Genomic DNA, 13,614 nt, shown 5'->3' on the forward strand with positions numbered 1-13,614 from the left:
CGCCGTCGAGGCCGCCCAGGTGGACGGAGCTGGAAGGTGGGCGGTCTTCCGCTACGTGCTGCTGCCGCTGGCGTGGCCCGGGGTGGCGGCGGGGGTGCTGCTTGCGTTCGCCCGGGCGGTGGGGGAGTTCGGCGCCACGCTGATGGTGGCGGGCAACATCCCCGGCCGTACTCAAACCATTCCCATCGCCATTTACACCGCCGTGCAGGCCGGCCACGTTCAGGAGGCCAACGGGCTCGCGCTGATCCTGGTCGCGGTGGCCGGGGCCGGTATGTGGGCGGGCCTGAGGTGGGGCCGCCACCTCCCTGAACGGTCGGCTCCACCCCGGATAGCGTCGCCGCTGGCCAGGCTCGGGCACCGCTGACGCTACCGGCGCCCTCGCCGATCCGATCGCGAGCTGCCTCACGTGCTGCGGCCGGCCTCGTGCTCCCCGTCCGCCTCGGTCTCTGAGAGAAAGGCGCCGTGCCAGGTGTGATACCAGACCTGGCCGGTGTAGGCGTTCACGCTGAGCATGCCGGAGGTTCGGCCGCCGGTCATCACGTCAATGGTGTAGTAACCGGGGAACTCAGTCAGTTCGCCGGCCGTCGTGCCTGGCATCGAGCGGTCGAGGTACGCCTGGGCCTGCCGCACAGCCTGTTCGGCGCTGACCGGCGGCTTGCCCGTGGCCGCCTGCCACGAGCCCATGTGCCCGTAGCGGGTGTTCCACATCATGTTGGGGCCGGGCTCCGGGTGAACCCAGGCGCCGTAGCGGTCGACCAGGAGTTCGAACGCTCCCTTGCCGCCGGCGCCCTCCACGATGACGTAGAAGCCGTTGTCGAACTCCATGATGTGGCCGACGCGCAGGCCTGCCTCAGCCCACTGGGGCAGGATCGCCCGGACCTGTTCGGCGACCTGCTCGGCGGTGAGCGGAGTGGCGCCCGCAGCAGGCTCTGGCGCCCGCCAGCCGCCCATCACGCCAGGGCCCCTGGCACCGTAGCCCATCATTCCCGGTCCCATCATCCCGTAGGGCATGCCGCCTCCCCATGCACCCGGAAGGCCGCCGGGGCCACCGGCCCGCCCCGGGCCGTAGCCTCCCAACCAGCCCATCGCACCGGCCGCACCTGCCGCCAGGAGCGCTGCTCCCAGGGCGATGCCCAGCCTGATCACAACCGTTCGCCCGCTCCGGGTCATGCGGCTCCAACCCCCTCTGATTAGATGGCCGGCCTGAGGCCGTGGCGGCCGGTCTGTTAGCGCAGCTCCTCCCGCATCCGGCGGAACTCCTCTTCGGAGATCTCGCCCCGGGCGAAGCGTTCCTCGATGATCGCGCGTGCCCGGCTGCGTTCGGCAGGAGCGCCGCCACCGCCCGCGGTCACCAGCCGCACCAGCCATACGATGCCGCCGATGACCAGGGCCCAGAAGAGCAGCATCATAAGCCCTCCAACCCACCAGTTACCGCCCCATGCACCGGGGCCACATCCCCACCACATCAGGTGTCCTCCCTTCAAACCCCCCGGGGTATCATTTCTCAGGACGCTGAGGCCAGGATGAGAAAAGTGTGAAGCCATCGTGAAGGATCGACGAGGCTAGTGTAACCGGCCGGGCGGCGCGGCGTACGGCGGGGCTTCAGGGTGCCGGCACCCGGGAGCTACAATGCTGGGGACGGTGTTTGGACAAGGGGGCCCAAGAGTTGGCGGAGGGCACACTGCCGGCCCTTATCGGTGAGGGCGAATGGTCGTCGGGCATACCGTTCGAGGAATTTGTCGCGGGGGCGCCTGCAGCTTCCGCCCGGCGCATGGGCCGCAACTACGAGCAGACGGCGGTCCCCAAGGACGTGCGGGAACGCTATCACCGCTTCGCCGAGAGCGGGGGGCGGGTGTACGTCCTGGCCGAGGACTGGTGTGGGGACTGCGTGGCGATGGTGCCGGTGCTGGCACGGATCGCCCGCGAAGGCGGGACGCCGCTGCGGATCTTCAGGCGAGACCGGTGGCCGGAGCTCGGCGACCGGCACCTGACCGGCGGCAAGGCCAAGATCCCCCTGGCAGTCGCGGCGCAGGTCCGACCCGACGAAACCTGGCACGAGGTGGGGCGGTTCGTGGAACGCCCGGCGCAGACGAACGCCCTGATGGCCGGGCTTTCGCCCGACGAGGCTCGGCGCGTGCTTCAGGAGAGCTACGCCTCCGGAAGCTACCGTCCGGCGGCGGTGGCGGAGTTCGATGCGATGGCGGGCGGAGGCGTCGAGGAGGTGGCCGTGCCGGGCAGTAAGGGCACGCCGCTCCGGGTCTACCTGCACCTTCCCTGCGGCGTCCGGCCGGCAGGCGCCGTCATCGCCAGCCACGGGGCCAACCACGATGCGTCGCACCCCCTGAGCCTGCACCTGTGCCAGCGGCTTGCCCAGCGTGGGATGGCGGGCGTGCGGTTCGACTTCGGGTACCGGGTGCGGGGCGAGCCGTTCTCGCGGGATCTGGCCGCGGAACTGCAGGATCTGAAGGCCGTGGTGGGGTGGGCCCGGTCCCGGCTCGACCTGGCGGACGAGGCAGTCTTCCTGGCGGGCAAGTCGTTGGGGGCCGTGGTCTCGGTCATGGCAGCGACAGAACAGGCCTTGGCGGGCGTCGTAGCGTTCGGGTACCCGCTCCACCTGCCCGGGCAGCCGCCGGCCGTCCCGGCCGAGCGCTTTGCCGCCCTCAAGGCGCCGCTCCTTTGGTTTGCCGGGAGCCGGGATGCGATGGCGGATCCTGTCGTGGTGGAGCGATATGCCGCCCGGATCACCGCGCCCCTCACGCTGCAGTGGCTCGAGGGGGCTGACCACTCGCTGCAGTCTCACCTGCATCCCGCGCTGGACACGGCTGTGGAGTGGATCCGGTCACGGGCCGGCTGAGCGGGAACCTCCTCGCCGGCGGGGACGAACGGGGGCGACAGCGGACGCTGCAGGTGCGCCGCGCTAAGACGAAGCCGCGTCCTCGCACCGGGGCGTGATCGCGGCGGGCTCCGTGCCCTTCCGGAAGAATTCGGTCCGTACCTCACTGGCCGGAACGTTGCACCGGGCAGGTACCCGCAGTCCGGTCCGCGTGTCAATACGGACGGTTGATACGCCCCGGGGTCCATCGAAGCTACGGGGCGTTGGCCGGAGGCGTTCCATGAAGTCTCCCCAAGCGTGGACGGCCAACAGGCTCGCATAGGGCAGATCTCCCAGAGGCAGCGGCTGGCGCCGGTCGAAGCCCACCCACACCGCCGCAGCCAGCGCCGGCGTATACCCCACGAACCACGCATCGGCGTCATCCTCGCTCGTTCCGGTCTTCCCCGCCATGGGAATGTCCACGTGGACGTGGCCCGCTGCCGTGCCGTCCGTGAGCACCTCCTGCAGCATGGACGTCACGATGTAGGCGGTCACGGGATCCATCACCTTCTGCCGCCGCAGGGGCGCCTCGTAGAGCAGCTCCCCGTCCCGGTCCGTGATGCTCAAAACCGTCCGAACCTCGGGAAGATAGCCGCCCGACGCAAGTACGCTATACGCCCGGGCCATCTCCATCGGAGCAACCCCGTCCCGGACGGCACCGAGCGACAGCCCGAGATGGCGGTCGTGGGCTCCCAGGCGCGAGAAGCCCAGGCTTGAGAGAAGCCCGAGCACGCGGTCAACCCCGACCTGGGCCAGTACCCGGATGCTTGCCGTGTTGAGGGAGTGCACCAATGCGTAGCGCAGGCTCACCCACCCGTGGTATCGCCCGTCGGCGTTCTGCGGCTGCCACACCTTCCCGCCGGGAAGCGGGAGAGCAATCTCCCCGTCATACACGAAGCTGGCTGCGGTCATGCCACTGTCCAGCGCCGCAGCGTAGATGAAAGGCTTCAGGCCGGAGCCGGGCTGGCGGAAGGCGGCCACCGCCCGGTTGAAGCTGTCCTGGCAGCGCCCGCCGATCAGCGCCAGCACATCGCCGGTGCGCGGGTCCAGGACGACGATGGCGCCCTGGGGCTGCAGCACCCCGTTTTCGTCGGGCGTTCCCTCCGGAAGGCGGGTGAGCAGCGCCTTTTCGGCCGCCCGCTGGACCCGCAGGTCGAGGGAGGTTCGCACCGTGAGGCCAGCTTGGACCTCCGAACCCAGCACGTCCTTGACGGCTGCCCGGATCACGAAAGCGAAGTAGCGGTCACAGGGGTCCTCCTTGTACCGCACCTCGTCGTTCCACAGCGTCGCAAACGGCTGTCCGTGGCGGTCGACCAGCTCCACCGGCCCAAGCCCGGCCTGCGCCGTGGCTCCCCCGAGCGCCACCGCCGCCAGGGCCAGGGCAACGGCCCGCCGCATGGATGCGCGCCTCCCTGCATGGAAAGAGGCCCCGGCCAGCAACCCCCGGCCGGGGCAGCTCTTGCCGCTCCGCTTGCGGGTCCCCTGCCGCCGGGGCCATCGCCCACCGGATGGATACGACGACCGTCTCTAACCGCTCCTCCCCTTCGGGCGCCCACCAGGAAGGCCACGGGCCGTGGCGCACCCCTCGTCGCGAGCAGCCGGTAACATCCGGCGGGCTGGCCGTCAGGAAGATGCCCCGCCCGCCGCTCAGGCTCCCCGCCGTGGTGTAGCGGAGCGTGTGGCCAGAATGACGGCATGGTCCCGGCTGACCATGACCTCGGTAGCAGTTACCCGAGGATCGTTCAGCCAGAACTGTCGCACCGGATCGGGCCTGCCCCGCCATTCCGTCGGCCATTGGTCCTCCGGCGTCAGGTCGTCGAGCACCAGAAGCCCTCCGGGCTTGAGGGACTGCAGAATCACTTCGGGATGGCGTTCCTTCACCCTGGCGCCGTCGGCGAACAGCATGGTGAAGGGGCCGTACCTCACGATTTCCCGCCAGTCGCCGTGAATGACGCGAACGTTGGGCAGGTGTCGAAAAAGGGCGTGCGCGCGAGCCGCCCGGGCTTCGTCGATTTCCACGGTTACAAAGCAGGCGCCCGGCGCCAGTGCGCTTGCGATCCAGGCGGCACCGACCCCGTACCCCGTGCCGATCTCGCCAATGGTGCCGGTTTCAAACTGGCTGGCAAGCAATCTCAGAAGGCGGCCCACTTCCTCGGTGCACGACTGCTCGAACCCGGCCTCTTTTGCCACGTCCATGGCCTCCCTCACGAGAGGCGGTACGTGAGTTGTCGCCCGGTACGCCGCCATTTGCCTTCAACCTCCCCAACCGGGGTTCGCCCCGAGTCATGAAAAAGACGACGTGACCGGACCCCGGGCGTGGGCCAAACGACTTGGTGCGCCCGGTAGGATTCGAACCCACGACCTGGTGGTCCGAAGCCACCCGCTCTGATCCCCTGAGCTACGGGCGCACCGACGCGCAGCACATCGACATGGGGTGGACGGTGGGATTCGAACCCACGGCCCCCAGGTCCACAGCCTGGTGCTCTAACCAACTGAGCTACGCCCACCACGAACGATGAGGTCGGGTGCCGAACCGATTCTACGCGCAGAGTCCGAAGGGCGTCAAGCGTGCGCCTTCGCCGTGCCCCGTCAAGCCATCCGAGGTTCCTCCCGGTGCGGCTCTGACGCTATAGGAGGATACCTTGCCATTGCGAGCCTCCAAGCGCTCGCTCACGCGGCCGGTCCGGACGTCAAACCCGGCCAGGTAACAGGCGGTGCCCCGACGCCGATACTCGTGCTCGACCCGCATGAGGCGTCGGGGACCGGGCGGTTGGGTGGGGGTGACGTTGCAGAATCTGCAGGCCGTCTTTGGTATGATGCGGCTGGAAACCACCTCCGGGCAGGGGGAGGCTCGGGGTGCTGGGGCGCCGAGACCGGCCGACCGCCTTCGACGACGTCACCTGGCGGGAGCTCCCCGACATCAAGGAAGGGACGGCCTTTCACCCTCCGGCGGGAGGCGTCTGCCCTGCATGAGTAAGAACCGAGAAGCCAAGGAGGTTCACTGTCGACCTGCTTTCGTGTGGATCGCCATCTGGCTGGTAGCCTGCGCGGTAGCGGGGGGGACTGAGGCGATGGCCAAGCCGGTGATTCGCTCGATGGAGCTGCGCCCGGCGGACCCGGGCCGTTATGACACGGTGGAGCTGCTGCTGGACCTGGAGGCCCGGTACGCAAATCCCTACGACCCCGATGATGTCGACGTCCAGGCCGCATTCTGCGCGCCTTCGGGGCGGGTCCTTCGGGTGATAGGCTTTTACTACATCGACCACTTGCGCAGCCGCGATCTCGGAGGGGCGGCCGTTCGCACCCGCCAGCCCCCCACCTGGAGGGTCCGGTTTACGCCCGACGAGGTCGGCACGTGGTCCTACCGGCTGCACGTGCGGGACGCCACGGGAGAAGCTGTCACGGAAGAGGCCACGTTCACCGTCGGCCCCTCCGCACGGCGGGGCTTCCTACGACGTTCCCCTGATGGGTTGAGCCTCATCTACGAGGACGGGACACCCTTCTTCGGCATCGGGCAGAATCTGGCCTGGTGGAAGGATCGTCCGGACGACTATGACATATGGCTGCCTGCCCTCTCTGCCAGCGGCGCTAGCCTCGTCCGTATTTGGATGGCCAGCTGGAGCTTCGGCCTGGAGTGGAATGACACCGGTTTAGGCAACTACGACCGCCGTCAGGACCGGGCCTACCAGCTGGACTACGTGATGAAGCTGGCCGAGGACCTGGGGATCAACGTCATGCTGGTCCTCAACAACCACGGGCAGCTCAGCGCCCGGGTGAACCCGCAGTGGCACGAGAACCCCTACAACCGGGCTAACGGGGGAATGCTCTCCCGGCCCGCCGAGTTCTTCACCCATGCCGAGGCTCGGGAACTGTTCAAGCGCCGGCTGCGTTACATCGTGGCCCGCTGGGGGCATCATGCGAACCTCCTCGCGTGGGAGTTGTGGAACGAAGTGGACCTCACCGACGACTACGATCCGGAGGTCGTGGCGGCGTGGCACCGGGAGATGGGCGACTATCTCCGGGAGATCGACCCCTACGGCCACCTCGTGACCACCAGCTTCTCCAGCCCCCAGAGGGAGGACGCCATCTGGGCCCTTCCCCAGATGGATCTCACCAATAGCCATTTCTACAACGTGGCTGATATGGTGGAGGCCGTAATGGCCAACGATCAGCGTAAGCTGGAGCGCTTTGCGAAGCCCACGCTCACCGCGGAGTACGGGACCGACTGGCGCGGGCCCGCCCGCGCGGACCGGGAGGGCGTCAACGTCCACAACGCGGTCTGGGCCGGCCTGTTTTCCGGAGGCTCGGCTACGGGGATGAGCTGGTGGTGGGACAGCTACATTCATCCCAACGACCTGTACTACCACTACAAGGGGCTGGCTGGGTTCGTCCCGTTGGACCGGTGGCTGCCGGCCGTTCCGGAGAAGGTGACCGTCGATACCGATGTTCCGGGCGACCTGATCGTTTCCCCCACCCTCGGCTGGGGTGCGACGCCCGAGAGGCCCTACTGGATCGTCAATCCCTCCGGCACCAGCGGCCCACAGGCCGTTGCCTCCTACCTCTACGGCCGCCGTTACAACACCGACAAGCGGTCCGAGCCTTCCCGGTTCGACGTGACCCTGACGCGCGACGGGTCCTTCGGGGTGGAGGTGCTGGTGGCTGCCCGCTCGGGCGCGGAGCTGGAAATCCGTGTCAACGGAGAGGTGGCCAGGTGGGCCGTCTATCCCCCGCAGGCCGACGATCGACCCGTGAACGAGGTGGTGCGGGTGCCCCTGGTCGCCGGAACCTACCGCATCGAGGTGGAAAACACGGGGGCCGACTGGATCCAGATCGGCGGATACGTCTTGGAGAACGCCGTCCCCCGGGTGCGGGGGTACGGATTGCGCAGCGACCGGGGCTATCTTCTCTGGCTTCAGGATCGCCACCACACATGGAAGCGGGTCGTGGAGGGATACCAGGCGCTCTTGATGGAAGGGGTCAAGGTGTCTCTCGCCGGCGCGCCTGCCGGCGCCTACCGGGTGAGGGTCTGGGATCCGTGGACCGCCCGGGTCGTCCATGAGGGGCGGCCTACGGCCGTCGACGGCACCCTGCGGCTCGCGGTACCCCCGTTCCGGCGAGACGTCGCCATCGCGGTGGAGCTGGAGTGAGGATTCTCGCACGGACCCCCGCCGTTTTTAGCAGCCGGACGTTATTGGGTGGTATGAGACCTCTGGCAAGATGAGATGCGCTCCCGGCACTCCCGTTGTTGCGATGTGTTGCGTCAGCGCCGCAACAGGTCCGCATAGGAAATGGGTTTCGAAAGGCACGCGGTTGTGGCGACCTCTCCAAAAGCAAGAGGCGTGACGATCGCGTGCCTCGTGGCAGGAAAGCGCGAGCGCACGTCGTATCCTTGTGTTGCAACAGGACGCGCAAACGTTGCGCTAACCGGCGCCGCCCGGGCCGTACGGTGAATGCGCGTACGCGCCGGCCTGTAAGCGCAAGGGGGCGTGGCCGTGCCGGAGCCAGCGAAGCGAGCCAACGCCGGTCGGGTGTCGATGCGGGCCCTTGCCAGGGAGCTTGGCGTCGCCCCTTCCACGGTGTCCAGGGCTCTGCTCGGCAAAAACGGGGTTAGCCTGGCGACACGCCAACGCATCGTGGCGCGCGCCCGGGCCATGGGGTTCGACGTCCCGTCCTCAGGCGGATCGCTTGCGGCGGAGCAGGCCCTCACCTTCGTGTTCGACGGCCGCGAGGGTGCCTACCTGAGCGACGTGGCGCAAAACCCGTTCTATATGGAGATCGTCGCCGGCGTGGAGGAGGAGGCCCGTAAGGTCGGGTTGGGCCTGCGGGTGGCCTTCGTCAACTCGGACGAGGAAATCCGCCGGCTCGAGCAGTCTGAAGCCACCGAGGGGTACCTGTGGCTGGGATATGGCAGCTCTCCACACTTCCTCGACTCCCTCAAGGCGCTCAAGCGGCCAACCGTCGTGGTCGACCACTATCTCCCCGATCTCGCGTGCGATGCCGTCCTGAGCGACAACCTCGTTGGAGCACGTACCGTGGCGGCGTATGTCGCTTCCCTCGGCCACCGGCGAGTCGCGATCCTCAAGCAGCACCTGGGATCGGCCGCTGCCTGGGAGCGTGTGGTGGGGTTCCAGTCGGCCCTCTCGGAGGCCGGGGTGCCCCCGACAGACCAGGTCGTAATCGAAGCTGCTCCCACGTTCGACGGCGGCCACGCCGCTTTCGGCGACGTCATGGCGCACGGCGTCACTGCCGTGCTGTGCAGCAACGACATGATGGCGATGGGTGTGATCCGGGCGGCGGCCGAACGCGGCGTGGCGATCCCGCAAGAGCTCTCCGTGACCGGGTTCGACGACATCAGCTCGGCCGCGCACGTCACCCCCCCGCTCACCACGGTTCACGTCCGCAAGCGCAAGATCGGCCGCGAGGCGGTTCGCCGCCTGCTCAACCAGCTGGGTACCTCGCGAGCGAGCACGCCTGTGCGGATCATTGTGCCCACGCGGCTGGTTCTTCGAGGGTCGACGGCGCCCCCGTCCGGGGGCTTTCCGGGTGGGGGGTGAGTGTCTGCAGCCGTCGGTGGCGCGGGATCCTGGTGCAGCTTACGGAGACTCTTCCGTTCACGCCTTTTCGGCCTTCCTGCTCCAGCAGACCGGCGGTTCCATCCGGCCTGATTCTGGACAATGCATCCTGCCACAAGGCCCGGAAGCTGAAACTCCATCTAGTGGCGAAAAGGGGGGTGATGGATGGAAGACGGCGCCGTTCAGCTGCTCGGTTACATGCGTGAAACCAGGCCGAAACGGAAGGAGAGGAAGGGCATGAGAGCAGTCAGGATCTGGTCGGTCGTCGTTCTCTCGTGTCTCCTCGTAGTCTCGGGGGGTGCCGGGGTCGTCGCCAAGGAGAACGTAGTCCAGCTACCCTTCTTCGACAACATACCCAGCTTCATCCCGTACTACTGGCAGTCCCAGCACATCCTGGCCCAGGGGACGATCTTCGAGGGGCTGTTCGGGTACGCTCCCGATCCGAAGGGTCTGGGTGGGGTAAAGGTCGTGCCGGTCATCGCTGAGAGGTGGACCTCTTCTGAGGACGGGAAGACCTGGACCATCACCCTGCGCAAGGACAAGAAGTGGTCCAACGGCGATCCTGTCACCGCACACGACTTCGAATGGACTTACAAGTACGTCGCGGGGCCGGAGCTCCCTGACGTGCCGATGTGGGCCAGTCCCCTGCAGTTCGTCAAGAACGCCTGGGCGGTCAAGGCCGGCGCCGTTTCCCCGGACGAACTCGGCGTCAAGGCCCTCGACGACTACACCCTCCAGTTCACCCTCTGGACGCCGCGTTACGACTTCAACTCCTGGTTGGCGGTAGGCGGCGCGATGCCCCTGCATCGCAAGACGGTGGAGAAGTACGGCAGCGACTGGTGGAGACCCGAGCACTTCGTGGGCAATGGCCCCTACGTGCCGATCTCCTGGGTTGAGCGCAAGGAAACCGTCCTGGTCAAGAACAACAACTACGTGGGCGAGCGCGGCAACGTCGACCGGATCGTCCTGAAGAACTTCGCCGCAGGCGTCAGCCTCATCCAGGCCTACCAAGCGGGCGAGCTCGACCTCGCCTGGATCGGCAACGTGGCCGAGTTCAAGTTCGTCAAGTCCAACCCTGAGCTGGCCAAGGCCTTCCACGAAACGGTCATGGACCTCTTCTGGCAAGGATACCAGATCTCCCGCGGCGTCAACGACGTGATGGACAACAAGAAGCTCCGTGAGGCCTTCGCCCTGGCCATCGACCGCGAGACCTTGGCCAGGACCGTCCTGGGCGGGCGAGCGGTAGCTTCCGGTAAGTACTGGACGGACGACGATCCCATCGGTGAGCAGCTCAAGGCCATCCCCTTCGATCCGGCCAGGGCCAAGGAGCTCCTGGCCGAGGCAGGGTATCCTGGCGGCAAGGGCCTGCCCACGCTCAAGTTCTACATCACCGGCAACATGCCGGAAGTGGAGTTCGTCGTGGACCAGTGGAAGAAGAACCTCGGCGTCAACGTCTTGGTGGAGAACATTGAAAGCGGTCTCTACTGGAACCAGTACGTCTGGGCCAACTGGACCCCCGAGGCGGCCCCTGGCTTCACCAGGATAGGAGCGCCGATGAACTCGTTCGAGGCGGGCGCGCTCCTCAAGAACGCCTGTCACACCCTGTGGTTCTACGACTATCCTACCGCCGTGCGGAAGAACTCCCAGGAGATCTGGCAGCTCCGCGAGGACTACCTCACCATGAAGGGCGGCCTGACCGCGGCCGACTGGGAACCGCTCTTCGCCAAGAAAGCCCAGCTGGTAGCGGCGAAGGAGGAGATCGTGGCCAGGGAGCCGAGCAAGCACTGGATCGCCGAGATGATGCAGAAGCCCACCTTCGACGAGCAGTTCGACGAGGTCTACGAGAAGTGGAAGAAGGCCACGACCGACAAGGACAAGATCGAGTACTGGCGCCAGGCCAACCGGATCCTCCTCGGTGAGGAACAGTTCCAGGTGGAGTACACCGGGATGAACGAGACCAACCGGCAGGCGCGCCGCCTCCGTTACGAGATGCTCAACTTGCCGTTCGAGAAGGCCGTGGAGATGGCCCCCAGGGTCCTCCAGATCATCCAGGATCAGTACTACATGGTCCCGCTTTACATGGACAAGGCCCAGTACGTGCTGCGGCCGAACATCGAAGGGCTCATGATCTACAAGTTCTCTTGGGGCCCGGCCGTCTTCAACTTCAAGTACATGAACGTGAAGTAAGCTGGAAAGGGTGGAGGGTGCCCGCGCGGTGCCCTCCGCCCCCGTCCTTACACTGAACACTGACCGGGCCTTGGAGCTTCGGGCCCGCCACGGGTCAGGCGCCTCTGCTGCCTTTGGTGCCAACGAGGGGGGTGCATCCATGGCCCTTTTGAAGTACATCGGCAAGCGGCTCGTGACGATCGCCTTCTCCATCGTCGTTCTCACGGTGATCACGTACTGCCTGATGTATGCCGCCCCGGGCAACTTCTTCGACATCCAGCGTTATCAGACGGCGGCCGGCGGTACGAACCTCAGCAAGGAGCAGGTGGAGGTCCTGCGGCGTGGTTTCGAGAAGAAATACGGGCTGGACCAGCCGCTCTGGAAGCAGATCCTGGTCTACCTCGGGGATGCGGTCAGGTTCAAGTTCGGTCCCTCGTTCTCCAATCCCGGCATGACCATTGAGGAACAGATCCGCCAGAAGTTCCCCGTCACCCTGACCCTGGGGCTGCTCGGGATGGCCCTGGCCATCCTGGTCGGGATCCCGCTCGGTATCCTCGCCGCGCTCAGGCGCAACACGTGGCTTGACTACACGGCCACCTTCCTGGCCATGATCGGCCAGGTCATCCCGGCCTACGTCATCGCCGTGCTCCTCATCATCCTCTTCGCCGTGACCTTGGGCTGGCTGCCCACTTCGGGGTGGGGCTCCTTGCGACAGATGATCCTGCCGGTGGTGGCGGTGGCCCTGGGCCCCATGGCGGTGATCGCCAGGTTCATGCGGGTGAGCCTGCTCGACACGCTCAACCAGGACTACATCAGGACCGCCTACGCCAAAGGGGGGACCGAACGCGCGGTCATCCTGACACACGCCCTGCGGAACTCGCTCATTCCCATCGTGACCGTGATCGGGCCGACCCTCGCCGGAATCCTGGCCGGCTCCGCCGTCTGGATCGAGCAGGTCTTCCGCGTCCCCGGCATCGGTCAACTCTTCGTTACCGCCGCCGGTTTCCGGGATTACCCGCTCCTGGTCACCTCCACTTTCATCCTGGCCCTTTCGGTCATGGTCATGAACCTGCTGGTCGACATCGCCTACGCTCTTTTAGATCCGCGAATCAAACTGGAGTAGGGGATCTGAGCATGGCAAACCAGGCAACCGGCCTCGCAAGACCAGCCGGCGCGACGGTCGGCCAGCGAAAGGCACGAGGGGGTGTGAGCTACTGGGCCGCGGCCTGGCGCCGGTTCAAGCAGAACAGGATGGCCGTGGCCAGCGGCATCTTCGTCATCGCCCTGATCTTGATCGCCATCCTGGCCCCGGTCATCGCTCCGTACCGATACGACGAGACGCACTACGATCACGTCTTCGAGCCGCCGAGCCTGCGGTTTCCCTTCGGCACCGACGATCTCGGCCGCGACATGTTGAGCCGCATCCTCTACAGCCTCCGCAACGCCCTCATCGTGGCCTTCGGCTCCCAATTCGTCGTTCTGGTCATCGGCGTCCTGCTCGGTGCTCTGGCGGGGTTCCGCGGCGGGGTGGTCGATACCTTGATCATGCGGCTCGTGGACGTCATGTACGCCTTCCCCACCTTTCTCTTCAACGTCATCCTCGTGACGGTGCTCGGCAGGGGCCTTTTCACCATCTTCCTGGCCATCGGGCTCACGGGCTGGGCCGGCCTGGCCAGGCTCGTGCGCGGACAGATCCTCTCCCTCAAGCAGTCGGAGTTCGTCGAGGCTGCCCGGGCCCTGGGCGCCAGGGACGGCCACATCATCCGCAAGTACCTGCTGCCGAACGCCCTCGGGCCGATCATCATCAGTTTCATGATGGGCATCCCCTGGGCGATGATGACCGAAAGCGCCCTCTCGCTCCTCGGTATGGGGCTCCGGCCGCCCATGCCCAGCTTCGGGAACCTGCTCAACATCGGAAACAGCATGATCCTGGGCTTTCCCCACCTGTTGATCTGGCCGGCGCTGATCTTTGCCTTCACCCTCCTCAGCTTCAACTTCCTCGGG

The 13,614-nt window shown here is 66.6% G+C and carries 11 protein-coding genes and 2 tRNA genes; 7 read left to right on the plus strand and 6 right to left on the minus strand.

The window, feature by feature from the left end; genetic code table 11:
- Positions 1-364 (plus strand): ABC transporter permease subunit (locus AB1609_04995; protein MEW6045827.1); only part of this gene is annotated, 364 nt, incomplete at its 5' end.
- Between the two features lie 38 nt (positions 365-402).
- Here AB1609_04995 and AB1609_05000 read toward each other — a convergent pair.
- Together AB1609_05000 and AB1609_05005 are read right to left on the minus strand one after the other, a co-directional pair.
- Positions 403-1,170, minus strand: coding sequence for a hypothetical protein (locus AB1609_05000; GenBank protein MEW6045828.1), 768 nt, complete (start codon positions 1,168-1,170; stop codon positions 403-405).
- A gap of 56 nt (positions 1,171-1,226) precedes the next feature.
- On the minus strand, positions 1,227-1,406 hold the full coding sequence (locus AB1609_05005) for an SHOCT domain-containing protein (protein MEW6045829.1): 180 nt from the start codon (positions 1,404-1,406) through the stop codon (positions 1,227-1,229).
- 260 nt (positions 1,407-1,666) lie between these two features.
- Between AB1609_05005 and AB1609_05010 the strand changes: the two genes are divergently transcribed.
- Entirely contained in the window at positions 1,667-2,854 is a 1,188-nt protein-coding gene (locus tag AB1609_05010; protein MEW6045830.1) for an alpha/beta family hydrolase, read from the plus strand.
- 63 nt (positions 2,855-2,917) lie between these two features.
- Here AB1609_05010 and AB1609_05015 read toward each other — a convergent pair whose 3' ends face one another.
- The 4 genes from AB1609_05015 to AB1609_05030 all read right to left on the minus strand — a co-directional run bounded on the left by AB1609_05015 (position 2,918) and on the right by AB1609_05030 (position 5,379).
- Positions 2,918-4,270, minus strand: coding sequence for a penicillin-binding transpeptidase domain-containing protein (locus AB1609_05015; GenBank protein MEW6045831.1), 1,353 nt, complete (start codon positions 4,268-4,270; stop codon positions 2,918-2,920).
- Positions 4,271-4,519: 249 nt separating this feature from the next.
- Positions 4,520-5,119, minus strand: a complete 600-nt coding sequence (locus AB1609_05020) for a class I SAM-dependent methyltransferase (GenBank protein ID MEW6045832.1) — start codon at positions 5,117-5,119, stop codon at positions 4,520-4,522.
- Between the two features lie 84 nt (positions 5,120-5,203).
- Positions 5,204-5,280 (minus strand) — tRNA-Arg (locus tag AB1609_05025).
- Positions 5,281-5,302: 22 nt separating this feature from the next.
- Positions 5,303-5,379, minus strand: a tRNA-His gene (locus AB1609_05030).
- Between the two features lie 462 nt (positions 5,380-5,841).
- On the opposite strand from AB1609_05030, the gene AB1609_05035 reads away from it, so the two are divergent.
- The 5 genes from AB1609_05035 to AB1609_05055 all read left to right on the plus strand — a co-directional run.
- On the plus strand, positions 5,842-8,019 hold the full coding sequence (locus tag AB1609_05035) for a DUF5060 domain-containing protein (protein ID MEW6045833.1): 2,178 nt from the start codon (positions 5,842-5,844) through the stop codon (positions 8,017-8,019).
- Between the two features lie 345 nt (positions 8,020-8,364).
- Positions 8,365-9,426, plus strand: a complete 1,062-nt coding sequence (locus AB1609_05040) for a LacI family DNA-binding transcriptional regulator (protein ID MEW6045834.1) — start codon at positions 8,365-8,367, stop codon at positions 9,424-9,426.
- Positions 9,427-9,681: 255 nt separating this feature from the next.
- Positions 9,682-11,631, plus strand: coding sequence for a peptide ABC transporter substrate-binding protein (locus AB1609_05045; GenBank protein ID MEW6045835.1), 1,950 nt, complete (start codon positions 9,682-9,684; stop codon positions 11,629-11,631).
- Between the two features lie 139 nt (positions 11,632-11,770).
- Positions 11,771-12,733 carry an ABC transporter permease gene (locus AB1609_05050; protein ID MEW6045836.1) on the plus strand — a complete coding sequence of 321 codons (963 nt, stop codon included), beginning with the start codon at positions 11,771-11,773 and terminating at the stop codon, positions 12,731-12,733.
- A gap of 83 nt (positions 12,734-12,816) precedes the next feature.
- Positions 12,817-13,614 (plus strand): ABC transporter permease (locus AB1609_05055; GenBank protein ID MEW6045837.1); only part of this gene is annotated, 798 nt, incomplete at its 3' end.

The organism is Bacillota bacterium, assembly GCA_040754675.1.
GTDB lineage: Bacteria > Bacillota > Limnochordia > Limnochordales > Geochordaceae > Geochorda.